Origin of the sequence: Azohydromonas australica DSM 1124 (assembly GCF_000430725.1) — a bacterium.
Lineage (GTDB): Bacteria > Pseudomonadota > Gammaproteobacteria > Burkholderiales > Burkholderiaceae_C > Azohydromonas > Azohydromonas australica.
Genome location: NZ_AUMO01000032.1, coordinates 56,304 through 81,299 on the forward strand (window position 1 = coordinate 56,304; position 24,996 = coordinate 81,299).

Sequence of the window (24,996 nt, forward strand, 5' to 3'; positions counted from 1 at the left end):
GTAGCACTGGGGATTGGTAGGCGGCTCCTGCCTCAGAGCCGCGCCATCGCCATCGCCCACAGCGGCGCCGTGAGCGCGAAGGCCAGGGTGCACAGCAGCGTGGCGGCAGCGGTTTCGGTTTCCAGGGTGCGGTAGCGCTGGGCGAAGATCAGCGCGTTGCTGCCCGGCGGCAGCGCGGCGGCCATCACCACCACCGCCAGCGGCAGCGGCTCCAGCCGGAACACGAAGTGGCCCGTGAGCCACACCAGCACCGGCAGCACGAAGAGCTTCAGCACCGCGATGGAGAACACGCCGCGCAGCGTGCCGTGCAGGCTCTGGCGCCCCAGGGAGAGCCCGATCAGCAGCAGGCACAGCGGCGCCACGGCGCTGCCCAGGAGCTGCAGCCACTCGTCCAGCGGCGTGGGCAGCGGCAGGCGCAGGAGGTTCCACGCCAGGCCGGCCAGCACCGGCAGCACCACAGGGTGAATGAGCGTGGCGCGCAGCGTCGCGCGCACAGTGGCGCCCAGCGCGCCGTGGCCGCCGCCGGCGCGGCGCAGCCGGGCGCGCGCCAAGTCGGCCTCGGCCAGCACGGTGCACAGCGTCAGCAGCGTGAGCGCGTGCAGGCTGACGATGGCCACGTGGATCGCCAGCCCCGCGTCGCCGTAGAGCGCCGCGATCAGCGGCACGCCCACCTGCACCGAGTTGCCGAAGCCGGCCGTGACGGCGCGCGTGGCCGGTACCACCGCCGTGGCGCTGGACACCGCCATGCCTCCGCCGCCCTGCAGCCGCCAGCGCTTGAAGCCGTAGACCACCAGCACCATCACCAGCAGCGGGCCGTAGAAGGCGGCGAGCGTGCGCCAGGGCATGTGGCTGAAATCCAGCCGCGCCATGGCGCGGAACAGCAGCGCCGGGATGAACAGGTATTGCGCCGCCGCGGACAGCACGCGGGCCGGGTCGGCCGCCGCACCGGCACCGGCGCTGCCACGCGCGCCGCCGCGCGCACCGTCCGTGAGCCAGCCCCATCGCGCCGCGGCCCAGCCGAGCAGGACGGTGGCGAAGAGCGCGGGCAGCTTGTCGAGGACGGTGTCGGGCATGGGGGCGGGAGTATGGCCGGCTGGTATTTACCCTTGTCCGGGTGGGCTGTGCGGGCCGTGCCCGGCACGGGAGGCCCCCCAAGCTGAAGCAGACTCGTGCTTCCCCTGATTTCACTTTCTTTGGAGTCGTCCCGCATGAGCATGAATCCCACGCAGTCCCTGGAAGCCTTGTCGTCCGCCGACCTGGACGCCATCGCCCGGCTCACGCGCGAGGCTGGCGCACTGATCATGGAGGTCTACGCCACCGACTTCGCCGTGCGCGGCAAGGACGACGCCTCGCCCGTGACCGAAGCCGACGAGAAGGCCGAGGCGCTGCTGCTCAAGGGACTGGCGGCGCTGTACCCGGACATCCCGGTGGTGGCGGAAGAGGCGGTGGCCGCCGGCGGCGTGCCGGAGTCGGTGGGCGATCAGTTCTGGCTGGTCGATCCGCTGGACGGCACCAAGGAGTTCATCAGCCGCAACGGCGAGTTCACGGTCAACGTGGCGCTGGTACGCGATGGGCAGCCGGTGCTGGGCGTGGTGTACACGCCGGCGCTGGACCGGCTCTTCGCCGGCGCGCAGGGCCTGGGCGCCTACGTCGAGCAGGACGGCGAGCGCCGGGCGATCCAGGTGCGCGCGGTGCCCGAGGCGGGGCTGACGGTGGTGGGCAGCCGCTCGCATGGCGACGCGCAGGCGATGGAGGCCTTCCTCAATGGGCGCAAGGTGGCGGAGTTCCGCAGCGCGGGGTCGTCGCTGAAGCTGTGCCTGGTGGCCGCGGGCGAGGCGGACCTCTACCCGCGCCTGGGCCGCACCATGGAATGGGACATCGCCGCCGGCCACGCCGTGCTGGCCGCCGCCGGCGGCACGGTGCGCCGCGTGGACAACGGCGCCCCGCTCACCTACGGCAAGCCGGGCTTCGACAACCCTCATTTCGTGGCGGCAGGCAAGCAGTAAGGCCGACGGGGCCCGCTGGCCCCAGGCAAAAAAGTGGCCGGCGGGCTTCACACCCGCCGGCCACCGTGTTTTCAGCCGCGCCGCCGACTCAACCGGCTGCCACCTTCTTCGCCGCCGTCTTCTTCGCCGCCGGCGTCTTGGCCGCGCGGGGCTCGAACTCGAAGCCGACCTTGCCTTCCTTCTTGTCGTAGGTCAGGAAGGCCTTGAACTTGCGCCGCGTCTTGTTGGAGACGAAGCCGTCCAGCAAGTCGGTCTTGCCCGTGGCCAGCAGTTTGCTCAGCTGCTCGCGCACGACAGGCTGCTGCAGGATCACCTTGCCGGTCTTGAAGTCGCAGGTCACGTGGGCGCCCACGGCGTGCTCGCACACGTAGTTGGTGCCGTGCTCGTACACGTGGCCCTTGCACTTGGGACAGCTGCCCAGGCTCTCCTGGTCGCTGAAATCCACCTCCTCGCCGCCCTCGGCTTCCTTCTTCGCGTCCTCGCCGAAGTCGAACTCCATCTTCCAGTTGTGCTGCTCCTCGTCGCGCACCAGCCGCAGCTCCGCCGTGAAAGGCCAGCCGGCCTTGGAGCGGAAGCCCTCCAGCGGCCCGATGCGGTGATCGCGCAACAGCTGCTCCACCTCGTTGAGCTCGAAGCTGCGCCCCGCCGGGATCTTGGTGATGCTGAAGCCGCAGCCTGCGCCCTCGCCGCCGGCATTGCCGCCCTGCGCGCCGCCGTTGCGGCCCACGCAGGTGAAGCGGCGGTAGTTCTCCTTGATCACGCCGCCGCAGTTCGGGCAGGGCACGGAGAGCGTCACGTAGTCGCCGGGGATGGTGTCGCGGTCGTACGCCTTGGCCTTGTGCACGATGCGCTCGGCCATGGCGGCGATGGCGGCCATGAACTCCTCGCGCTTGAGACGCCCGTGCTCCATCTGCGAGAGCTGGTACTCCCAGTTGCCGGTGAGCTCGGGCTTGGTGAGGTCTTCCACGGCCAGGCCGCGCAGCAGCGTCATGAGCTGGAAGGCCTTGGCGGTGGCGATGAGCTCGCGGCCCTCGCGCAGCAGGTACTTCTCGGTGATGAGGCCTTCGATGATGGCCGCGCGCGTGGCCGGCGTGCCCAGGCCCTTCTCGGCCATGGCCGAGCGCAGCTCGTCGTCGTCCACCAGCTTACCCGCGCCTTCCATGGCCGACAGCAGCGTGGCTTCGGTGTAGCGCGCCGGCGGCTTGGTCTTGAGCGAGAGCACGTCCACGGCCTCGGTGCGCACCAGCTCGCCCTTGTCCACCGGCACCAGCGAGGCGTCGCTCTGCTGCTCTTCGCGCCCGTACACCGCCAGCCAGCCCGGCTTGACCAGCACCTTGCCGTTGGTCTGGAACTGGTGCTCCCGGTCCTCGGCCTTCACGGTGCTGATGCGCGTCGTGACCATGAACTCGGCCGCCGGGTAGAACACGGCGATGAAGCGCTTGACCACCAGGTCGTACAGCTTCGCCTCGATCTCGGTCAGGCTCTTGGGCGCCTGCATCGTCGGGATGATGGCGAAGTGGTCGGACACTTTCGCGTTGTCGAACACGCGCTTGGTCGGCTTCACGTAGCCCTCGGCCAGGCCCTTGCGCGCATGCTGCGAGAGCTCGCGCAGCGGGCCGGGCAGGTCCTCGTTGGCGATCATCTCGAAGGTGTCGCGCGTGACGCTGACGTAGTCCTCGGGCAGGAAGCGCGAGTCCGTCCGGGGGTAGGTCAGCACCTTGTGCTTCTCGTACAGCGCCTGCGCGATCGAGAGCGTGGTCTTGGCCGAGAAGCCGAAGCGCGAGTTGGCCTCGCGCTGCAGCGTGGTGAGGTCGTACAGGCCCGGGCTGCTCTGCGAGCTGGGCTTGGCCTCCTCGGTGACGCTGGCCGGTTGACCGCGCACCGCCTCGGCGATGGCCCGGGCCGTGGCCTCGTCCCACAGCCGGTCGGCGCGGGCCTCGGCGTCGCTGGGGTCCTTCTTCCACTTCGGGTCGAACCACTTGCCCTCGTACTGCCCGGCCTGGGCATCGAAGGTGGCCTTCACTTCCCAATAGGGACGCGCGACGTGCTTGCGGATCTTCTCCTCGCGCTCGACCACGATCGAGAGCGTGGGCGTCTGCACGCGGCCCACGGTGGTGAGGAAGAAGCCGCCGTCGCGCGAGTTGAAGGCCGTCATGGCGCGCGTGCCGTTGATGCCCACCAGCCAGTCGGCCTCGCTGCGGCTGCGCGCGGCGTCCGAGAGGCCGCGCATCTGCTCGTCGCTGCGCAGCTTGTCGAAGCCGTCGCGGATGGCTTGCGGCGTCATGCTCTGCAGCCACAGCCGCTGCACCGGCTTGTCGATGGGCTTCTTGTCGCCCGCGGCGTACTGGACGATGAGGCGGAAGATCAGCTCGCCCTCGCGCCCGGCGTCGCAGGCGTTGATGAGCTCGGTGACGTCCTTGCGCTTGACGAGCTTCACCACCGCGTTGAGCCGGCTCTTGGCCTTGTCGATGGGGGCCAGCTCGAAGTGCGGCGGGATCACGGGCAGGTGGTTGAAGCTCCACTTGCCGCGCTTGACCTCGTAGGCCTCGGGGGCCTTGATCTCCACCAGGTGGCCGACTGCCGAGGTGACGACGTAGCGGTCGTTTTCGAAGTGATCGGCGTGTTTCTCGAACTTGCCGACCACAGGGGTGAGCGCGCGCACGATGTCCTGCGCGACGCTCGGCTTCTCCGCAATGATCAGGGACTTGCTCATGGTGCCTCTTGAAAAAGCCGCAGGCCGCCCAGGCGGCCTGCGTGCCTACAATCCGTGCTCTCTCGCGCGCGCATGTGCATGCGTGCGCCCATGAAATCAATGTACCGAATGAAGCCCACCGTGCAAGCCGAGTCCCAACCCGCCCGCGGCCGCCGCATCCAGGTGCGCCGCTCCGGTGTGCACGGCAAGGGCGTGTTCGCGCTGCAGTCCATTGCCGAGGGCGAGACAATCCTCGAATACAAGGGCGAGCTCATCACGTGGGAGGAGGCGCTGCGCCGCCACCCGCATGACCCGAGCAATCCGGACCACACCTTCTATTTCCACATCGATGACGAGCGCGTCATCGACGGTGGGCACGGCGGCAACGCCTCGCGCTGGATCAACCATGCCTGCGTGCCCAATTGCGAGGCAGAAGAAGACGACGGACGGGTGTTCATCAAGGCGCTGCGCGCCCTGGAGCCCGGCGAGGAGCTGTTCTTCGACTACGGCCTGATCATCGACGAGCGCTACACCAGCGCGCTCAAGAAGCGCTTCGCCTGCCACTGCGGGCACCGCGCGTGCCGCGGCACCATGCTGGCCCCCAAAAAGAAGCGCTGAGCCAGCGCCCCGTGCACGCCACGGCACCGCCATGCGTTAACCAGTCATGAACGAAACCCGCCTGCACTGGCAAGCCGAGGCCCTGTGGCGACAGCTGCAGCCGCTCCTGCCGGGGCTCTCGATCGAAGTGGTGGCGCATGCCGACTCCACCAACACCCGGCTGCTCGAACGCGCGCGGCTGTCCGGCGGCCGCGCCGGGCGCGCCTACCCGCACACGCCCGAGGCGACGCCCGCGCCCAACGAGCCGCCCACCCCGCTGGGCCGGCGCGCCGATGACACCCAGCCCTGCCTGCTGGTGGCCGAGCACCAGACCCGCGGCCGCGGGCGGCTGGGCCGCAACTGGCAGGCCACGCCCGGCGCCTCGCTGACCTTCTCGCTGTCGCTGCCCTTCGACCCGGTGGACTGGTCCGGCCTGTCGCTGAGCGTGGGCGTGGCGCTGGCCGACGCGCTGGACCCGCTGCAGCCGGGGCAGGCCCCGCGCATCGCGCTGAAGTGGCCCAACGACCTGTGGCTCGTCGACCCGGCCGTGGTCGGCCGCAAGCTCGGTGGCGTGCTCATCGAGACCGTGGCCGTGGGCCGGCACCGCATGGCTGTGATCGGCGTGGGCCTGAACCTGCATCCGCAGCCCGTGCGCGACCTCGCCACCGGCTTCGCCAGCCTCGACGAGCTCGAACCTGACATCACCCCGCCGGCCGTGCTGCACCGCGTGGCGCTGTCGCTGGCCGAGGTGCTGCGCCAGCACGAGCGCGAGGGCTTCAAGCCCTTCGCCGAGCGCTACGCGCGGCGTGACCTGCTGCTGAACCGTCCGGTGAGCACCACCGCCCCGGTGTTCGAAGGCGTGGCCCGCGGCGTGGCCGAGGACGGCGCGCTGCTGGTGGAGACGGCGCAAGGGCTGCAGCGGCTGTCCAGCGGCGAGGTGAGCGTGCGGCTGTCCGGCACGCCCGTCGCGGACGGCGAGTCCTGATGCGCCGCCTGGTCGCGGCGCTGCTGCTGCTCAACCTGGCGCTGCTGAGCTGGCTGCTGCTGGGCGGCAGCAGTGACCAGAAGGAGCGCGAGCCCACCCGCGTGCAGCAGCAGCTCAATCCCGAGCGCGTGCGCGTGCTGCCTCCGGAGGGCACGGCCGCCGGCGGCACCCCGTTGCGCGTCGCCCAGGCGCTGCAGGACGGCGCCTCGCCCGACGCCGAGGACGCTCCCCTGGCGCCGGCCCCGGCTTCCGCGGTGGCGGCGGGCGTGGGCGCCTCCACCGCCGCCGGCGGGCTGGGACCGGTGACGGGCGCGGTGACGGCGCTCAACGCGGTATGCCTGGAAGCCGGCCCCTTCGATGCGCAGAGCCTGCCCGCGGCCGAGGCGGCGCTGGCCGCCCTGCCCCGCGGCAGCTGGCAGCGCCAGACGCTGGAGCCGGCACCGGCCTACCTGGTGTACATGGGCCGCTTCTCCGATCAGAAGACGGCGCAGCGCCGGCTGCAGGACCTGCGCCAGCGCGGCGTGGAGGCGGAGCTGGCGCATGACCTGCCGGCGCTGGAGCCGGGACTGGTGTTCAGCCGCCACACGCAGGAGGCGCAGGCCGAGGCCGCGCTGGCGGCACTGCAGTCCTCGCGCGGCCCGCGGCAGGCGCGCGTGGTGCCCACCAGCGAGGCCGCGGCCGTGCTGCTGCGCGTGGAGCACCCTACCGACGAGGTGCGCTCCCAGATCGCCGGCATGGAGCCCACGCCGGCGCTGCGCGGCGGCTTCAGGGGCTGCCGCAAGACCAAGAGCTGATCGCGGCGCAGCGGCAGCGGGCAGCAGGCCCGCTCCGTGCGCCCGCTGGGTTCAGCCCCTCCGCTGCGCCTTCTTCGCGGCCCGCCGGCCGCCCCACAGCAGCGCGCCCGATGCGGCCAGCAGGCCCAGCAGCCACGCCGGCTGCGTGGCGCCGCCGCAGATGCCGTCGCGGCCGCAGGGCCCCGCGGGGGTGGTGGGGGTCGTGACGGGAGTATTGGCGTCGAGATCCTGTGGGTTGGCGGCGTGTGCGCTGGTCAGCTCCGCGCTGTCGATGTTGGCTGCCGCCACCGCCGTGACCGAAGACGGCGAGACGGCGTAGGCCAGGGCCCGCTGGATGTCCAGGATGCCCTTGCCGCAGGTGGTTTCCGTGCAGATGCAGCGCCCGGGGTTGGCATCGGAGCAGTTGGCCATCACCGTGGAGGTCACGTGCGGCCGTGCGCTGGCTTGCAGGCCCGCCACGATCTGGTCGGCCGTCAGCGAGGAGTTGCGGGCGAGCATCAGGCTGACGGCCGCGGACACCAGCGGCGCGGAGAAGCTGGTGCCGTAGGCCGATGCGTAGCTCTCGGTGCCCGGCGTGGTGGTGCCGCCGTTGCTGGTGGTCAGCAGCCCGCTGTCGCCCAGGGCACTGCCCCAGCGGCCTATGTCGGGGCTGTCGCCGCCCACCGTGGAGATCACCAGCGACGCGCCGAAGTTGGAGTACGAGGCCTTGAAGCCATCCCGGTTGAGCGCCCCCACGCCGATGACGTTGCTGCAGTTGGCCGGGCGCGTCGGCGCGGTGTGCTCGTTGCCGGCGGCGGCCACCACCACCGCGCCGACGCCGCGTGCGTCATTGATGGCCTGCTGGTAGAGCCGACCCTCGCTGGTGCTGGTGCAGTCGGCGGAGCCACCGAAGCTGATGTTGATGACGCGTGCAGCCCGGGCGTTGGCCGGCACGTTGGTGACGGAGAGTCCCGCGGCCCAGCGGATGCCGTCGGCAATGTCCGCCACCTCCGCGCCGCACTTGCCCGCCACACGCACGGGCAGCACCAGGGCGTTCCAGTTGGCACCGGCCACGCCGGCGTTGTTGCCGGTCACGGCCGCAATCAGCCCGGCGATCTTGGTGCCGTGCCAACTGCTGGTGGCAGAACAGTCGGAGCCGAAGAGGCCGGGATTGGCCGTGCGGTCGGCGTCGCTGACGAAGTCGCCCGGGTCGCTCGGGTCGGCGTCGCGGCCGTTGCCGTCACCCGCGTAGGCCAAGGTGCTGACGAAGTCGTAGCCGGTGCCCAGGTGAGCAGTGAGATCAGCGTGGGGCGTGATGCCGGTGTCCAGCACCGCCACCGGCACCGCCGCCGCGGTGGAGCCATTGAAGGTGGCCCAGGCGCTCTGGAAGCCCGGCACGCCGCGGCGGCGGTCGGCCAGCACGTTGCCGCTGGCACCCCCTACCGGGAACAGCCACCACTGGCCTTCCTGGTTGAAGGGGTTGGAGGCGCTGGCCGCGAAGTAGGGATCGCTGGGCGTGCTGCTCTGCAGCGGTCGCTCCAGCGTGTTGGGCTCGGCCCAGAGCACGTCGCCGCGGGCCGCCAGGCGCCGTGCCAGGCGCCGTGCCTGCTCCAGGGTCATCACACGCTCGAAGCGCAACACCTGCGAGGCGCTGCCCGTGGCCGCGATGCGCGGCGCCGAAGGCACGTCGATGGCCGCACGGTCCAGCGCGGCTTCGCGCAGGACGCGCTGCAGCCGCTCGCGGTGCGCCTCGCCGCGCGCGCTGCGCCTGTCGGCGGACTGCGCCTGCTCGCGCGCCACCTGGACGTGCGTGGGCGCGTCGCGCAGCTGCACGATCAGTCCGTTGGCCATCTGAGGCCCCAACACCTGTGCCAGGGGCGATGACAGCTCTGCCCAGGCCGTCCCGGAAACACCAGCACCCAGCAGCGCCGCAGCAGCGGCGCCTTTCGCCCACCACATCGAGTTCTTCATTCGCAATCGCCTGAGCGTGAGGAGGCGGCCAATATAAAGGCCTGTTCAAAGCCGCCACGTTGCCGCGGCTGGCACGTTCCCGCGCATGGCAGCGAGCGGCACGCCGGTGCCGCGCCCATGAAAAAGCCGCCCGAAGGCGGCTTTCCGTTGAAGCAGGGTACGAAACCGCGCGGCCGGTCAGGCGGCGATGACGCGCACCATGTCCAGCACCTTGTTGGAGTAGCCCCACTCGTTGTCGTACCAGGCCACGACCTTGACGAAGGTCTTGTCCAGGGCGATGCCGGCGTCGGCGTCGAAGACCGAGGTGCAGGACTCGCCGCGGAAGTCCGTGGCCACGACCTTGTCCTCGGTGTAGCCCAGCACGCCTTGCAGCGCGCCCTGGCTCTGGGCCTTCATCTCGGCGCAGATCTCGGCGTAGGAGGCCTCGGCGTTGAGCTCGACCGTCAGGTCCACCACCGACACGTCGGAGGTGGGCACGCGGAAGGACATGCCGGTGAGCTTCTTGTTCAGCTCGGGGATGACCACGCCCACGGCCTTCGCGGCGCCGGTGGAGGACGGGATGATGTTTTCCAGGATGCCGCGGCCACCGCGCCAGTCCTTGTTGGACGGGCCGTCCACGGTCTTCTGCGTGGCGGTGGCAGCGTGCACGGTGGTCATCAGGCCGCGCTTGATGCCCCACTTGTCGTTGAGCACCTTGGCCACGGGCGCCAGGCAGTTGGTGGTGCACGAGGCGTTGGAGATGATGGCCTGGCCGGCGTAGGTCTTGTCGTTGACGCCGAAGACGAACATCGGGGTGTCGTCCTTGGACGGCGCGGACATGATCACCTTCTTGGCGCCAGCCTTCAGGTGCTTCTCGGCGGTTTCCTTGGTCAGGAACAGGCCGGTGGACTCGACGACGATGTCGGCGCCGATCTCGCCCCAGTTCAGCTCTTCGGGGTTCTTCACCGCGGTCAGGCGGATCTTCTTGCCGTTGACGATCAGGTTGTTGCCCTCGACCGCCACGTCGCCCTTGAAGCGGCCGTGCACGCTGTCGTACTTGAGCATGTAGGCCAGGTAGTCCGGCTCAAGCAGGTCGTTGATGCCGACCACCTCGATGTCGTTGAAGTTCTGCACCGCAGCGCGGAACACCATGCGGCCGATGCGCCCGAAGCCGTTGATACCGATCTTGATGGTCATGTCGTCACTCTCCTGCAAAGAAAAACCGTCATCGCCCGCCGCCGCCCGCGGGCGGCGCAGGCACTACCGAATCAATTACTTGCCCAGCACGGCACGCACGGTGGCGACCACGTTCTCGGCCGTGAAGCCGAAGTGCTTGAACAGCACGCCCGCCGGGGCGCTCTCGCCGTAGGTGTCGATGCCCACCACGGCGGCACAGCCGTACTTCCACCAGAAGTCGGTCACGCCCGCCTCCACGGCGATGCGCGGCAGCCCCTCGGGCAGCACCGAGACCTTGTAGTCGCGGCTCTGGCGGTCGAACACGGTGGTGCTGGGCACCGAGACCACGCGCACGGCGATGCCGGCCACGGCCAGCTGCTGCTGCGCGTGCAGCGCCAGCTGCACCTCGGAGCCGGTGGCCACGATCACGGCCTGCGCCTTCTTCTTCAGGCCCACCTCGCTGGGCTCGGCCAGCACGTAGGCGCCCTTGGCGATCTCGTCCAGGCCGGACTTGGGCAGGTAGGCCAGGTTCTGGCGGCTGAGCAGCAGCGCCGACGGGCGCGCCTTGTTCAGCAGCGCGGTGCTCCAGGCCACGGCCGTCTCGGCGGTGTCGGCGGGGCGCCAGACGTCGAGGTTCGGGATCAGGCGCAGCGCCGCGGCGTGCTCCACGCTCTGGTGCGTGGGGCCGTCCTCGCCCAGGCCGATGGAGTCGTGCGTGAAGACGTGGATCACGCGCGCCTTCATCAGCGCGGCCATGCGGATGGCGTTGCGGCTGTAGTCGCTGAAGGTCAGGAAGGTGCCGCCGTAGGGGATGTAGCCGCCGTGCAGCGCCACGCCGTTCATGATCGCGGCCATGCCGAACTCGCGCACGCCGTAGTTGATGTGGCGTCCGCCGTTGGGCTTGCCCTCGGCGTCGAAGCGCAGCGCGGCCGTGCTGCTGGTGTTCGTGAGGTTGGAGCCCGTCAGGTCGGCCGAGCCGCCCAGCAGCTCGGGCAGCGACTTGGTGAAGAACTCCAGCGCGATCTGGCTGGCCTTGCGGGAGGCGACCGTCTCGGCCTTCTCGTGCGCGGCGATGGCGGCGTCCACGGCCACCTGCGCGAAGTTGGCGGGCAGCTCGCCGGCCATGCGGCGCTGGAACTCGGCGGCCAGCTCGGGGAAGGCGGCGGCGTAGGCGTCGAAGCGCTGCTGCCACTCGGCCTGCGCCGCGGCGCCGCGCTCCTTGGCGTCCCAGGCCTGGTAGGCCTGCTCGGGGATCACGAAGGGCTCGTGGCTCCAGCCCAGCTTGGCGCGGGTGAGCGCGATTTCCTCGTGGCCCAGCGCCTCGCCGTGCGCCTTGGCGGTGCCGGCGCGGTTGGGCGAGCCGTGGCCGATGTTGGTCTTGCAGATCACCAGCGTGGGCTGGCCGGTGACGGTCTTGGCCGCGTCCAGCGCCGCGTCCACGGCTTCCACGTCGTGGCCGTCGATGGGGCCGATGACGTTCCAGCCGTAGGCCTCGAAGCGCTTGCGCGCGTCGTCCACGTACCAGGGCGTGACTTGGCCGTCGATGCTGATGCCGTTGTCGTCGTACAGGGCGGTGAGCTTGTCGAGCTTCCAGGCACCGGCCAGGGCGCAGGCCTCGTGGCTAATGCCTTCCATCAGGCAGCCGTCACCCAGGAAGACGTAGGTGCGGTGGTCGACGACGGTGTGGCCTTCGCGGTTGAACTCCGCGGCCAGCAGCTTCTCCGCCAGCGCCATGCCCACCGCGTTGGTGATGCCCTGGCCCAGCGGGCCGGTGGTGGTTTCCACGCCGGGGGTGATGCCGACCTCGGGGTGGCCCGGGGTCTTGCTGTGCATCTGGCGGAAGTTGCGCAGCTCCTCGATGGGCAGCGCGTAGCCCGTGAGGTGCAGCAGCGCGTAGATCAGCATCGAGCCGTGCCCGTTGGAGAGCACGAAGCGGTCGCGGTCGGCCCAGTGCGGGTCTTGCGGGTTGTGGCGCAGGTGGCGGTCCCAGAGCGCGACCGCCATGTCCGCCATGCCCATGGGCGCGCCGGGATGGCCGGAGTTGGCCTGCTGCACGGCATCCATGGCCAGCGCACGGATGGCATTGGCCATCAGGGTGCTGGGATCCTGGGCGGCTTCTTGAGGGAGATCGGCGACGAGGTCCATGCGGTTTCGAGCTCGTGGGCAGCAAAAACGCGGATTTTATGCCGCCCCCCAAACGGTCCCTGACTCCGGGGCTGCGACGCGCCTCATGCGCGTGCGCATTCGGCACCGGAAAGCCTTGACCGGCATCAATGCGCGCCGGCCCGGTGCTGCCACGCTGCAAGGGCACAAGGAGGACCCCATGCGCCACGCTTCGCTGACGATCATCAACGACGAGCACCAGGCCCTGGCCGCCATGCTGCGCTCGCTGTCCATGCTGCTGGCCCAGTCGAGGCGCGAGCAGAAGCTGCCCAGCTTCGAGCTGCTGCGGGCGATGCTGTTCTACATCGACGAGTTTCCCGAGCGGCTGCACCACACCAAGGAGACGCAGCTGCTGTTCCCGCGCCTGCGCGAGCGCTGCCCGGACTTGGTCCCGGTGCTGGACGCGCTGGACGCCGACCACGCCCAGGGCGAGCGCGCCATCCGCGAGCTGGAGCACGCGCTGCTGGCCTTCGAGATGATGGGCGAGACCCGCCGCGAGGCCTTCGAGGCCGCGGCCGAGCGCTACGTCAACTTCTACCTGGCGCACATGGGCACCGAGGAGAACCTGGTGTTGCCCGCGGCCGAGAAGCACCTGCTGGCCGAGGACTGGGCCGAGCTCGACGCCGAGTTCGCAGCCAACCGCGACCCCCTCACCGGCCACGAGCCCGACCAGGCGTACCGGCCGCTGTTCACGCGCATCCTCAACATGGCGCCGGCGCCGATCGGGCTGGGAAGCTGAAGCCGCCCGCACGCGCTTTCTCTCCCTGACCAAGGACGCCGGCTTCGTGCCGGCGTTTTTGCTTTTCGGTGCGAAGCCTCCCCTCAGCAGCGCCGTGATGTCCCCTTCCGGCATCCCTCTGTGCACAAGCCTGCTCTAGCCCACAGCTTGTTCAAAGCCTTGTCAGCAATGAACTTTTTCCGGTTCGACGCTGCGTGAAAAGCCGTGTGGACAAGCCTTCAGGCGCTCACAGCTTCTCCACCGTTTTGCCCTGAAACGCGGCTTTTGAACCTTTCCGGATTCGTTCGCTTGTCCTGGTTCGCCGGTTTTTCTTCTCCAAGGATGTTCATTTTTAAGAGTGGTCGTCGTGGTAGAGGCCGCCCGGGCCTGTGGATAACCGGCGTTTGTTCTTGCGCGGCTTGAACTTGGCCGCGGCCGAAGGCTGGGGACCGCACCGCTGTTTGTTCCGGTGCGAACAGAGAACAAACATCGCCGACCGGCCCCGGGCTGTGGACAAGCCCGAGTTGTTGTGCGCGCTGACCACAGCCTTGTGCACAGGCGCGTCAAAGGGAGGTGGAAAGGCCGGTCCTACACTGCCGCGCATGACTGTTTCAGCCTTGATCCTGGCCGCCGGCCGCGGCGAGCGCATGCGGCCGCTGAGCGACCGGACCCCCAAACCGTTGCTGTCCGTGCAGGGGCGGCGCCTCATCGAATGGCACCTGCTCGCGCTGGCGCGCGCGGGCGTGCGCCGGGTGGTGGTCAACACCGCTTGGCTGGAAGAGCAGTTCGAGCCCGCACTGGGCGACGGGGCGCGCTACGGGCTGGAAATCCTGTATTCCCATGAAGGCCGCGACCATGGCGGCGCGCTGGAAACCGCCGGCGGAATGAAGAAGGCGCTGCCGCTGCTGGGCGACAGCTTCTGGGTGGTGTCGGGCGACGTGTTCGTGCCCACCTTCTCCTTCGACGCCGAGGCCGTGCGCCGCTTCGAAGCCAGCGGCCAACTGGCCAGGCTGTGGCTGACTGACAACCCGCCGCACCACCCGGGCGGCGACTTCGGCATCCGCGACGGCCTGGCCGTGCGCGATGCGCAAACCCGATTCACTTGGACCAGCCTGGGCCTGTTCCGCCGCGCCTTCGTGGAGGAGCTGATGGCCGATCTGCCTCCGGGCACCAAGGCGCCGCTGCGCCCGTACCTGGACGCCGCGATCGAGCGCCGCGTCCTGGGCGCCGAGCGCTGGCTGGAGGCCTGGACCGACGTGGGCACGCCCGAGCGGCTGGCGGCCCTGGACGCACAAGGCGAACACACCGCATGAGCACCATTTCTTCCTCGTCCAACGCTTCCACCATGGCCGCCGTGCCGGCGGCCTCGCGCATCGCCGTGGTGGGCGCCGGCCCGGTGGGCCTGGCGCTGGGACTGATGGCGGCGCGGCAGCTGCCGCAGGCGCAAATTTCCCTCTTCGACAGCCGCAGCGCCGACAAGGACGTCTCCGGCGACCCGCGCGTGCTGGCGCTGTCGCTGGGCAGCGTGCAGCTGCTGCAGCAGCTGAAAGCCTGGAATGCCGCGAGCGCGCAGCCGATCCAGGACGTGCTCGTCTCGCAGCAGCCGCCGGGCACCTTGCCGCTGGGCGGCGAGCCGCAGGTGCGCATCAGCGCCGTGGAAGAGGCAGTGCCGATGCTGGGCGCGGTGCAGTCCTACGGCGCGGTGGTGGCGCCGCTGCAGCGCGCGTGGCTGGAGCAGGCCGCGGCCGAGCCGCAGCGGCTGTTCACCCGCTTTGGCACGCCGGTGGCGTCGATCAAGCCGCTGCCGCAGGGCGTGGAGGTGGATGCCGGCATCGCCGAGAGTTTTGATCTGGCCGTGGTGGCCGAGGGCGGCGTGTTCGCCGAGCAGGCGCGCAGGTCCATCGCGCGCGACTACGGGCAGACGGCGTGGATCGGCACCGTGACGCTGGAGGGCGGCCGTCCGGGCCTGGCCATCGAGCGTTTCACGCGCCAGGGCCCGGCCGCCCTGCTGCCGCTGCCGCCGGGGCCGGACGGCCTGCATCGCGCCGCGCTGGTGTGGTGCGTGGACAGCCGCGACGACCCCGTGAAGGATTTGACCGACACGCAGCGGCTGCTGGTGCTGTCGAACGTCTTCCCGGCCGAGGCGGGCCGGCTGGTGGCGGTGACGCCGATGAAGGCTTTCGCGCTGGGGCTGAATGCCGAGCGCACGCTGGCGCGGGACCGCACCGTGCGCATCGGCAACGCGGCGCAGACGCTGCACCCGGTGGCCGGCCAGGGCTTGAACCTGGGTTTGCGCGACGCCTATGCGCTGGTGCACGCGCTCAAGCGCAGCGGCTCGGTGGAAGCCGCGCTGCGCCGCGTGGAATTCCAGCGTGCCCCCGACCGCTGGAGCGTGATCGCGGCCACCGATTTCCTGGCGCGCAGCTTCACCTGGCAATTGCCGGGACTGCCGACGGCGCGGGCGCTGGGGCTGGCGCTATTGCAGGCGGTGCCGCCGCTGAAATCGGCGCTGGCGCGGCAGATGATGTTTGGGAGGCGGTGAAAGGCGCGCTCCCTGCGCCGCTCACAACCTCCGATGCCCCAGCGCCGGCAGCTGCACCCGCACCTGCCCCATCCGGGCCGCATCGAAGGGCGCGATCGCAATGCCTTCCCCTTCCTCGACCACTGAGAGCACTTCCCCCCACGGGTCGATCACCATGCTGTGCCCCCAGGTGCGGCGGCCGTTCTCGTGCTTGCCGCCTTGCGCAGCGGCCACCACGTAGCACTGGTTCTCCACCGCGCGCGTGCGCAGCAGCAGCTCCCAGTGCGAGCGGCCCGTGGTGTAGGTGAAGGCGGCCGGGACGCTGATCACGTCGCAGGGCGACCGCCCTTCCCCAAAGCTCATCGCCCGGTACAGCTCCGGAAATCGCAGGTCGTAGCAGACCGACAAGCCCACCCGCAGCGCCCCCGCCTGCACCGCCACCGGCGCGTCGCCTGGCTCCAGCGCCACGGCCTCGTCGTAGTGCTCGCGGCCGTTGTCGAAGGCAAAGAGGTGCAGCTTGTCGTAGCGCGCGGCGCGCACGCCGTCGGGCCCGTACACGCAGCAGGCGTTGCGCACGCGCTGCCCGTCGGCGGCGCGGATGGGCAGCGTGCCGCCGATCAGCCACAGGCCGTGGCGCTTGGCCTCGCCGGAGAGGAAGTCCTGGATCGGCCCGGCGCCGTCCGCCTCGGCAATGCGCAGCTTGTCGCGGTCGTCCTGCCCCATGAGGCAGAAGTACTCGGGCAGCGACGCCAGCGTGGCGCCCTGCGTCGCGGCCTCGGCGATCAGCCGCGCGGCGGCTTCCAGGTTCCGGCCCACGTCGGGCGTGGACACCATCTGCAGGGCGGCAAGTTTCATGAGGTGCTTCTCTCGCAAGGGTTGAGGTTCAGGTTTCAGTTCTGCACCCGCGGGCTCGACGCCGCGGCCGCCGCGGCTGGCGGCGGCGAGGGTGACGGGTCCAGGTTGGGCAGCGGCTTGCCCAGCGCGCGCTCCACGCGTTCCACCTGCGGATCGCTCCACGAGCCGCTGACCTGGAACTCGCGCGTGCCGGCCTGCATCAGCGGCCGGCGCAGGAACAGCTGCGCCAGGAAGGTGCCCAGCCCCACGGCCGGGTTGATGGCCGCATAGGCCAGCGAGGCGGTGCCGGCGTTGATCTCGGGCACCACCACCACGTGCAGGTCCTGCGTCTCGCGCGGGATGTCGGCGCGGCCCTCCATCAGCACCGCGGCCTGCAGCCCGCGCATGAGCAGGTTGTTGGTCTCGGCCACGCCGTCGTCCATGTGCACGTCGCCGGCGAGGCTGTCGAAGGCGAAGCCCTGCAGGAACACGTCGCGGAAGTCCAGCGTCAGCCGCCGCGGGATCGACTGCAGGCTCAGCACCGACAGCAGCCGCCCCGCGCCCGCGCCGGCCTTGAGGAAGCGGCCCTGCTGGATGTCCACGCGCAGCTGCCCGTCCATCCGCGAGGGGTCCGGCGCCAGCGGCGAGCCCGGCCACGACACCTCGCCCTGCAGCCGGCCCTTGCCGCCTTCCAGCACGCCGCCCAGGCCCAGGCGCTGCAGCAGCGCGCCGCCGTTGGCGAGTTCCAGCCGGAAGTCCATCACCATGCGCCGGCGCCCGTCCGTACCCGGCACCCACTTCCCCAGCGCCTTGAGCTCGGCCTCGTCCGTGGTGAGCTGCAGCTTGTCGAGCTGCCACTCGGCCGGGCGCGGGCCGTTGCGGCGGTTGACGGCCTGGATCTCCACGCGCCCCAGGTCGCGCCCGCCCAGCTCGAAGGCCTCCACCACGATGTCCAGCGCCGGCACGCTCGCCGGGGCCTGCGCCAGCAGCGACTCCACACCCTGCGCCGCGCTGGGCGGCAGCGCCAGCCGCGCCAACCGCGCGCGCACGAGCCCGGGCTGCGCAGCGTCGCCAGAGCGGAACTCGACGTGGCCGTCGAGCTGGTCGGCATGCAGGTTGGCGCGCCAGGTGTCACTGCCACCGGCGTGCGTGACGCCGGCCACCACGTGGTCCAGCCGCCGCCCGCTCACCATCAGCTGCTGCACCTGCAGCGCCACGCTCATCGGCGGCATGGCCGCCGCGCCGCCCGCGTTGCCCGTGCCACTGGCGGCGCCCGTACCCTGCCCGCTGCCGGCGGGGCTGCGCGAGAGGCGCTCCCAGGTCTGCTGCCAGGCGTCGAGGTCCAGCGCCGGCAGCGCCACGGCGATGCCGAAGCCGTGCGAAGGCTGCGGCGCGGGCTGGCGCACGCCCAGGCCACCGCGCAGCAGCACGGCGTCGCCGTCGGCGTCCTGGTGCTGCAGGTCGCGCACGAGCTGGCCCTGCAGCAAGCCTTCGACGTCCACCTGCCAGTGCTCGTGCAGCGTCGCGCCGTCGCCCACCACGCGGGTGCTCACCTGCAACGGCAGCGCGGCCTCGGGGGCCTTGCGCAGCGGCTCGGGCAGCTCGGCGCCCATGCCCATCAGGTTGCTTTGCACCACGAACTCCGGGTGTCCCTGCCGCACCGCGAGCTGCAGCCGGTACGGCGCCTGGCCGCTGAAGGCGCCGGCCAGGCGCGAGATGACGCCCAGCTCCGGCGCGCGTCGCAGCCCGTCGGCGCTGGCGATGCCGTTGCCGCTGAAGCGCAGCGTGCCGTCGGGCTGCGTGCCGCCCTCGAACACTGCGTCGCCGCCGAGCACGCGCGCCCCGCCGGTGATGCCCATGCGCTGGCGCGTGAACTCGACCTTCGCCCGCGTGGCGGCCAGCAGCGGCACGTTGGGCCCCAGGCGCACGTCGTTGCCCGACAGCAGCACGCTGCCCTGGACCGCGCTCTGGTCCAGGTGCTGCAGCGGCAGCTGCAGCGCCAGGCGCAGCTCGGCGTTGCCGGTGGCGTCGGCGTCCTTGAGCCCACCGTCGATCCACCCGCCCACGGGCGAGCTGTTCACGAACCGCAGCATGTCGTGCGCCGACCCGCGCCCGGTGCCTTCGATGCGCAGCTGTGCCTGCTCCAGGTCGGCGAAGCCGCCGTTGACGCCGGCCAGCTCCACCCCGAGTCCCGCCACGCGCGCCCGCACGTTGCGCAGCGCCATCGAGACGCGGTCGAACACCAGCTCGCCGGCCACCTGCGTGAACGCGGGCCAGGACGGGTCGTCGGGCACGTAGGCCAGCGTCGTGTCCTCCACCTGGCCGGCGATGCGGAACTCGCCGTTGCCGCGGCGGAAGGGGAAGTCGCGCAGGTCGCCGCGCACGCGGAAAGAGGCCTGCGGGATGCGCCCGGCCTGCACCGCCTGCGCCACCCAGTGGCGCGTGTCGGCGGGGAGGGTCAGCGGCAGGTAGCGCGCCACGGCCTGGGCGCGGCCCTGGAGCAGCCGCCCGTCAAGCTCCAGCGTGCCTGGCAGCCGGCCCTGGGCGTCGGTGCGCCAGGTGGCGTTGAACTCGGCCTGCGCGTCGGCCGTGGCCAGCTTCACGTCGCGCAGGTGGAACTCCAGCTTCGGCGCGCTCGGCGCCGCCGCCGTCTGCAGCCGCCAGGCCAGCACGCTGCTGAAGCGCTCGACGCCGATGCGCGGCTGCTCGAACAGCCCCGGGAATTCCATGGCGCCGCGCGCGATCTGCAGCCGCGCGCTGCCGCCGGCCTCGCTGGCGTCGAACTCGGCGCTCAGGCCGCGCACCCCGGGCTGGCCGATGTGGCCCTCCACCGGCACGCCCTCCAGCGCCAGGTCCGCGACGCGGCCCTTGACGCGGTAGCGCCCGGGCTGCTCCGGCGGCCCGTCCCAGCGGGCTTCCAGCGCGGTGACGACGCCTTCGGGCGCCAGCGAGCGCAGCCGCGCCTCCACGCCTTCGGGCAGCGGCACGCGGGTGGCCAGCCGCGCCAGCAGGGCCAGGTCCAGCCGCTCGGCGTCAAGCTCGCCGCCGGGCTGGGCGCCCCGGCGCAGGTGCAGCCGCGTGTTGCCGGCGGGCCACTTCAGCCCGTCGTCGGTGGTGAAGCCCAGCTGCTGGGCACGCAGCGTCAGGTCCTTGCCGTCGCGCTGTGCCGTCAGCCGTCCCTCCAGCTGCGCCAGCGCCAGCGGCTCGTGGTCGGGCAGGCGCAGGCTCAGATCGCGCAGCGCCAGGTCCAGCGTGGCTTCGCGCGCGTCGCCGCGGTCGATTTCCAGCCAAGCGCGCAGCGCACCCTGCCCACCGCGTATCTCTGCCGGCAGCGTGGCGAGCTGCTGCAGCGGCACGAAGTCGATGGCAGGCAGGTCGACGTGCAGCGTGCCGCGCCAGCGCTTGAAGTCCGAGGCGCGCGCCAGCAGCGGCTGCTTGAAGCGGCCCTGGACCGACCAGCGCTGGCCCCAGGCGGGCGGGGGCGTGAAGTCCAGCCGCAGCTCGTGGCGGCGCAGCCCGTTGCGCAGCAGCAGCAGCACGTCGCTCACTTCCACGGGCGCAGCGCCGCGCAGCTCGTCGGTCCAGCGCACGCGCGCGTTGCGCACCAGGAATTCGGGCTGGGCGAAGAACCAGTCGGCCAGCGCGGTGTCGTTCCTGCCGCTGGCGGTGTCATTGGTGAGCGGCAGGCCGGCCACGTGGAGGCGGCCCTGCGCGTCGCGGCGCAGCTCCAGCTGCGCGTCCTCGATCACCAGCTGCTCCAGGCGCAGCCGCAGCGTCAGCAGCGAGCGCGCGGACACGGCGGCCGACACGCGCGGCAGCCGCAGCGCCTCGCGCTGCTGCGCGTCCAGCAGCACCACGTCGTGCAATTCCAGCGCCGGCACCCAGCCGCCGCCGCGGGTCTGGATGTCGCCGATGCGCAGCGGTACACCGAGCGAGCGGCTGGCGTAGGACTCGATGCGCGGCAGCCATTCGCTGGCGTGGGGCAATATGACCCAGTGCAGGACTGCCACGGCGAGCAGCAGTAGGCTCCACGCCGCGATCAAGAGACCCGCTGCCAGCCGCAAGCCCCAAGGCCAACGCGAGCGGCTGCGGGCGACGGGATCGGGGGGGATTGGAGGCATGTCGGAATGCCCGCCGGGTGTTCGGCGCGACAGGTACAACAGGTGATCGGGAACCGGACGCCAGCGCGGTCGGTTCTCCGGGGCCGCTCCAAGACCCGATCAATCTAGCACACGGGGTTTTGCCGGCACGATGGCTTCCGTTTCTCCAAGTTCGACCGTTGAACCGCCTTTGGCGGAACACAGCCGTTTCGTGCAGCGCGTGCGTCGCCGCCATGCCGACCTGCTTCCTTTGCTGGCACAAGGCGTGCCCGATGGCGCCAGCATCCAGGCCCTGATCGAAGCCCTTGCCGCCACCGGCCGCCCACTGGCCTCGGCCCTGCGCATCGCGCGCCAGCTGGTGCTGGAGCGGCTGGCGGTGCTGGATGTGGAGCAGCGCGCGCCGCTGGAAGACATCACCAGCGCCATGACGGCGCTGGCCGAGACCACGCTGGAGGCGGCGCTCGCGGAGGCGCGCGCGCAGGAGTCCGAGCGCCACGGCCAGCCGCGCACCGCCGCCGGCGAGCCGATCGAGTTCTGGATCGTGGGCATGGGCAAGCTCGGCGGACGCGAGCTCAACGTCTCCTCCGACATCGACCTGATCTACGTGTACGAGGAGGACGGCGAGACCGACGGCGCGGTGCCCATCTCCGCGCACGAGTACTTCGCCAAGGTGGCCAAGCGGCTGTACGCGCTCATCGGCGACACCACCGACGACGGCTTCGTCTTCCGCGTGGACCTGGCGCTGCGGCCCAACGGCAACTCCGGCCCGCCGGTGGTGAGCCTGGCGATGCTGGAGACCTATTTCTATGCGCAGGGCCGCGAGTGGGAGCGCTTCGCCTGGCTCAAGAGCCGCGTGGTGGCGCCGCGTGCGGCCGTCACCAGCGGGCGCGCGCTGCAGCTGCGCGACCTGGTGACGCCCTTCGTGTACCGGCGCTACCTGGACTACGGCGTCTTCGAGGGCCTGCGCCAGCTGCACCTGCGCATCCGCGAGGAAGCCCAGCGCCGCGCCGCGGGCCGGCCCGAGCGCGCCAACGACGTGAAGCTCTCGCGCGGGGGCATCCGCGAGATCGAGTTCATCGTGCAGCTGCTGCAGGTGGTGCGCGGCGGGCAGTTCCCGGAGATCCGCACCCGCTCCACGCTGCGCGCGCTGCAGAAGCTCACCGTGCACGGACTGATGGCCCCGGCCACCGCCGAGCGGCTGGCGCAGTCCTACACCTTCCTGCGCCGCGTCGAGCACCGCATCCAGTTCCTGGACGACCAGCAGACGCACCTGCTGCCCACCGCCGACGGCGACCTGGGCTGGATCGCGCGCAGCATGGAGCTCACCTGCAGCGCCGACGCCTGCGAGCTGCTGGACCGCCTGGGCGAGACGCGCGAGTTCGTGGCGCTGGAGTTCGATGCCCTGCTGCACGACGGCCGCAGCCCGCCCACCCGCGGCAACGGTTGCCGCAGCTGCGGCGGCACCCCGCTGCCGGTGGACGACGAGACCTTCCTGGCCAAGCTGCCGGGCGAGCTGGGCCAGCGCGTGCGCCAGTGGGTGCAGCAGCCCAAGGTGCAGGCGCTGCGCGAGGACAGCAAGCTGCGACTGGCACGGCTGGTGCAGCGCGCGGCCCAGGCCATGGAGCAACAGAGCTGCACGCCGGAGGCGGCGCTGCGCTTCATCGACTGGCTGGAACCGCTGATGCGGCGCGAGAGCTACTTCGCGCTGCTGGTGGAGCGTCCCGAGGTGCAGGCGCGGCTGCTGCGGCTGCTGGGCCTGGCGCGCTGGCCGATGCGCTACCTGATGCGCCATCCGGGCGTGATCGACGAGCTGGCGGACCGCCGCATCATCGACCAGCGCTTCGATCCCACGGCCTTTGCGCGTGAGCTCGACGACCGCCACGCCGCCTGGGAGCGCTCGGGCCAGGCTGACGAGGAGTCGCTGCTCGACACCCTGCGCCGCGCCCACCATGCCGAGGTGTTCCGCACCCTGGTGCGCGACGTGGAAGGCCACATCACCGTGGAGCAGGTGGCTGACGACCTCTCGGCGCTGGCCGACGCGGTGCTGGAGCGCACGCTGCACTGGGGCTGGCGTCACCTGCGCAAGAAGCATTGCGAGGTGCCGCGCTTTGCCGTCATCGCCTACGGCAAGCTCGGCGGCAAGGAGCTGGGCTACGGCAGCGACCTGGACGTGGTCTTCCTCTTCGACGACGAGGACGAGAGCGCCGCGGAAACCTATGCCGGCTTCGTGCGCAAGCTCATCACCTGGCTGACGCTGCGCACCTCGGCCGGCGAGCTGTTCGACATCGACACCGCGCTGCGGCCCAACGGCAATTCCGGGCTGCTGGTGACCTCGCTGCAGGCTTTCGAGCGCTACCAGCTCGGCCGCGGCAGCAACACGGCCTGGACCTGGGAGCACCAGGCGCTCACGCGCGCGCGCTTCTCGGCCGGCGACCCGTCCATCGGCGTGCGCTTCGAGGAGATCCGCCGCGCCGTGCTCAGCGCACCGCGCGACGCCGTGGCGCTGCGCCAGGAGGTGCACGCCATGCGCGACAAGATGCGCGCCGCACGCCCGGTGAAGGACGGGCTCTTCGACGTCAAGCACAGCCCCGGCGCCATGGTGGACGCAGAGTTCGCGGTGCAGTTCCTGGTGCTGGCCCATGGCGAACGCCATCCGGAGCTGCTGGACAACGTGGGCAACATCGCGCTGATGTTGCGTGCGGAGAATGCGGGGCTGCTGCCCGCGGGCGTGGGCAGCGCCGCGGCCGCCGCCTACCGCGAGCTGCGCCGCGCGCAGCACCGCGCGCGGCTGGACGAGCAGCCCACGCAGTTCCCGCCCGAGCAGTTCAAGGAGCCGCGCGAGGCGGTGCTGGCGCTGTGGCACGCGGTTTTTGATTGAAGCGGCACGACCCGTTGCGCGTGTCCTCCGAGGCCTCCCGTTCGCGGGAGGCCTCGGCGTCTTTGGGCGCCGCTTTCGTTGGTTCCGGACGGCCGGAGGGCGCCGCGGAGCGCCAGCCCGGCCATGCCTGGTTCGCGCTGTGCGCGCTGCTGGCCCTCGGCGCCTGTGCCGCCTACTTCTTCCTGCCGCCCGCGGCGCTAGACCTCCAGCCCGACCGCTGGCTGCGCGAGCCCTGGCGGCTGTGGACGGCGGCCTGGGTGCACTGGACGCCGCTGCACCTGGCGGGCAACGCCGCCGGCGCAGCAGTGCTGGCGCTCTATGGCCGGGCCGCGGGCCTGGGCCGCGGCCACGCGCTGGGCGGCTTCATCGCCTGGCCGCTGACGCACCTCCTGCTGGCGCTGTGGGGCACGCCCAGGCTGCTGCACTACGGCGGGCTGTCAGGCGTGCTGCACGCTGGCGTGGCGTTGGCCAGCACGGCGCTGCTGGCGCGGCACGGGCTGCAGCGCGCGGTGGGCGCGGCGGTGTGGGCGGGATTGCTGCTGAAGCTGGCGTGGGAGTCGCCCTGGGGACCGCGGCTGGCGGCGCCAGGGGCGGTGGGATGGGATTTCGCCGTCGCGACGCGTGCGCATGCGGCGGGCGTGTTGGCCGGGCTGCTGTGCGCCCTGGCCGTGGAATGGCATGAGCGACAGAAAAACAGACCTTGATGCCCGGGCCGTGGCCGGCATCGTCCTGTGCTGCGGGCTGTGGGGCCTGAACCAGGTGGCAGCCAAGGTGGCGCTGGCGGAAATCGCGCCCCTGCTGCAGGCGGGGCTGCGTTCGCTGGGCGCGGCGCTGCTGGTGGCGCTGTGGTCGCGGGCGCGGGGCCAGGCGCTGCGGGGCAGTGCGCCGGCAGGTGCCTGGCGCGGCGGGCTGCTGGCCGGGGCGCTGTTCGCGGCGGAGTTCAGCTGCCTTTTCATCGGGCTGCAGTACACCAGCGCCTCGCGCATGGTGGTGTTCGTGTACCTCGCGCCCTTCGTGGTGGCGCTGGGCATGCCGCTGATCGCGCGCGCCGAGCGGCTGTCGCCGTTGCAGGCGTCGGGGCTGCTGGTGGCTTTCGCGGGCGTGGCCTGGGCCTTCGGCGAGAGCTTCAACGGTCCGGCGACGGCCGGCTCGCGCCAGTGGCTGGGCGACGCGCTGGGGGTGCTGGCGGCGCTGCTGTGGGGCTGCACCACGCTGTCCATCCGCGCCACGCGGCTCTCGGCCGCCCCGGCGGAGGTGACGCTGCTCTACCAGCTCGGTGTCTCGGGCGTGCTGCTGCTGGCGGCTTCGGCGCTGGCCGGCGAGCCCTGGCCGGTGCGCGTGGGCGCGCTGTCGCTGGCGATGATGGGCTTCCAGACCGTGGTGGTCAGCTTCGCCAGCTATTTGTTGTGGTTCGAGCTGCTGCGCCACTACCCGGCAACCAAGCTCTCCGCCTTCACGCTGCTCACGCCGCTGGCGGGCCTGCTGGCCGGCGTGGCGCTGCTGGACGAGCCGCTCACTGCGCGGCTGGTGGTGGCGACGGCGGCGGTGTGCGTGGGCATCGCCGCCGTGAACCGGCGGCCGCGCTGAAAAAACAAAGGCGCCC

Annotated in this window: 17 protein-coding genes; 10 read left to right on the plus strand and 7 right to left on the minus strand. The window is 71.4% G+C overall.

What is annotated here, in order from left to right; translation table 11 throughout:
- Window positions 1–32: 32 nt before the first annotated feature.
- Entirely contained in the window at window positions 33–1,073 is a 1,041-nt protein-coding gene (locus tag H537_RS0104215) for an AEC family transporter (RefSeq protein ID WP_028996894.1), read from the minus strand.
- 141 nt (window positions 1,074–1,214) lie between these two features.
- Between H537_RS0104215 and cysQ the strand changes: the two genes are divergently transcribed.
- On the plus strand, window positions 1,215–2,006 hold the full coding sequence (gene cysQ / locus H537_RS0104220) for a 3'(2'),5'-bisphosphate nucleotidase CysQ (protein ID WP_156901399.1): 792 nt from the start codon (window positions 1,215–1,217) through the stop codon (window positions 2,004–2,006).
- 88 nt (window positions 2,007–2,094) lie between these two features.
- On the opposite strand, the gene H537_RS0104225 is transcribed toward cysQ, so the two are convergent.
- Entirely contained in the window at window positions 2,095–4,719 is a 2,625-nt protein-coding gene (locus tag H537_RS0104225) for a DNA topoisomerase III (RefSeq protein ID WP_028996896.1), read from the minus strand.
- Between the two features lie 108 nt (window positions 4,720–4,827).
- Here H537_RS0104225 and H537_RS0104230 point away from each other — a divergent pair, with 108 nt between their 5' ends.
- From H537_RS0104230 to H537_RS48860, 3 genes are read left to right on the plus strand one after another with little or no spacing between them, the layout of a single operon-like run.
- Window positions 4,828–5,316: an SET domain-containing protein gene (locus H537_RS0104230; RefSeq protein WP_028996897.1), complete on the plus strand. Its 489-nt coding sequence runs from the start codon at window positions 4,828–4,830 to the stop codon at window positions 5,314–5,316.
- A 46-nt stretch (window positions 5,317–5,362) separates the two neighbouring features.
- A complete protein-coding gene (locus tag H537_RS0104235; RefSeq protein ID WP_028996898.1) occupies window positions 5,363–6,280 on the plus strand; it encodes a biotin--[acetyl-CoA-carboxylase] ligase in 918 nt (305 codons plus the stop codon).
- On the plus strand, window positions 6,280–7,074 hold the full coding sequence (locus H537_RS48860) for a hypothetical protein (RefSeq protein ID WP_051241801.1): 795 nt from the start codon (window positions 6,280–6,282) through the stop codon (window positions 7,072–7,074). The genes H537_RS0104235 and H537_RS48860 overlap by 1 nt, the downstream gene beginning before the upstream one ends.
- A 51-nt stretch (window positions 7,075–7,125) precedes the next feature.
- Here the strand turns inward: H537_RS48860 and H537_RS41105 are convergent, their stop codons facing one another.
- The 3 genes from H537_RS41105 to tkt all read right to left on the minus strand — a co-directional run bounded on the left by H537_RS41105 (window position 7,126) and on the right by tkt (window position 12,324).
- Entirely contained in the window at window positions 7,126–9,024 is a 1,899-nt protein-coding gene (locus H537_RS41105; protein WP_084150421.1) for a S8 family peptidase, read from the minus strand.
- A gap of 177 nt (window positions 9,025–9,201) precedes the next feature.
- On the minus strand, window positions 9,202–10,200 hold the full coding sequence (gene gap, locus H537_RS0104250; RefSeq protein WP_028996899.1) for a type I glyceraldehyde-3-phosphate dehydrogenase: 999 nt from the start codon (window positions 10,198–10,200) through the stop codon (window positions 9,202–9,204).
- Window positions 10,201–10,275: 75 nt separating this feature from the next.
- A complete protein-coding gene (tkt, locus tag H537_RS0104255; RefSeq protein ID WP_169516946.1) occupies window positions 10,276–12,324 on the minus strand; it encodes a transketolase in 2,049 nt (682 codons plus the stop codon).
- 178 nt (window positions 12,325–12,502) lie between these two features.
- On the opposite strand from tkt, the gene H537_RS0104260 reads away from it, so the two are divergent.
- The 3 genes from H537_RS0104260 (at window position 12,503) to H537_RS0104270 (ending at window position 15,602) form a co-directional block, all read left to right on the plus strand.
- The gene (locus tag H537_RS0104260; RefSeq protein ID WP_028996901.1) at window positions 12,503–13,081 is read left to right on the plus strand and encodes a hemerythrin domain-containing protein; all 579 of its coding nucleotides are present in this window, start codon (window positions 12,503–12,505) and stop codon (window positions 13,079–13,081) included.
- Between the two features lie 581 nt (window positions 13,082–13,662).
- Window positions 13,663–14,373, plus strand: coding sequence for a nucleotidyltransferase family protein (locus tag H537_RS0104265; protein WP_028996902.1), 711 nt, complete (start codon window positions 13,663–13,665; stop codon window positions 14,371–14,373).
- The gene (locus tag H537_RS0104270; protein ID WP_028996903.1) at window positions 14,370–15,602 is read left to right on the plus strand and encodes an FAD-dependent monooxygenase; all 1,233 of its coding nucleotides are present in this window, start codon (window positions 14,370–14,372) and stop codon (window positions 15,600–15,602) included. Before H537_RS0104265 ends, H537_RS0104270 begins: the two co-directional genes overlap by 4 nt.
- A 21-nt stretch (window positions 15,603–15,623) precedes the next feature.
- On the opposite strand, the gene H537_RS0104275 is transcribed toward H537_RS0104270, so the two are convergent.
- Together H537_RS0104275 and H537_RS41110 are read right to left on the minus strand one after the other, a co-directional pair.
- A complete protein-coding gene (locus tag H537_RS0104275; protein WP_028996904.1) occupies window positions 15,624–16,436 on the minus strand; it encodes a carbon-nitrogen hydrolase family protein in 813 nt (270 codons plus the stop codon).
- Between the two features lie 35 nt (window positions 16,437–16,471).
- Window positions 16,472–20,536, minus strand: coding sequence for a YhdP family protein (locus H537_RS41110; RefSeq protein WP_064735910.1), 4,065 nt, complete (start codon window positions 20,534–20,536; stop codon window positions 16,472–16,474).
- Between the two features lie 130 nt (window positions 20,537–20,666).
- On the opposite strand from H537_RS41110, the gene glnE reads away from it, so the two are divergent.
- Genes glnE through H537_RS0104295 form a run of 3 tightly spaced genes read left to right on the plus strand, consistent with a single transcriptional unit; the run spans window position 20,667 to window position 24,980 of the window.
- A complete protein-coding gene (glnE, locus tag H537_RS0104285; RefSeq protein WP_028996905.1) occupies window positions 20,667–23,393 on the plus strand; it encodes a bifunctional [glutamate--ammonia ligase]-adenylyl-L-tyrosine phosphorylase/[glutamate--ammonia-ligase] adenylyltransferase in 2,727 nt (908 codons plus the stop codon).
- A gap of 20 nt (window positions 23,394–23,413) precedes the next feature.
- A complete protein-coding gene (locus H537_RS0104290; protein ID WP_156901389.1) occupies window positions 23,414–24,097 on the plus strand; it encodes a rhomboid family protein in 684 nt (227 codons plus the stop codon).
- The gene (locus H537_RS0104295) at window positions 24,072–24,980 is read left to right on the plus strand and encodes a DMT family transporter (protein ID WP_028996907.1); all 909 of its coding nucleotides are present in this window, start codon (window positions 24,072–24,074) and stop codon (window positions 24,978–24,980) included. The genes H537_RS0104290 and H537_RS0104295 overlap by 26 nt, the downstream gene beginning before the upstream one ends.
- The last annotated feature ends 16 nt before the right edge of the window (window positions 24,981–24,996 follow it).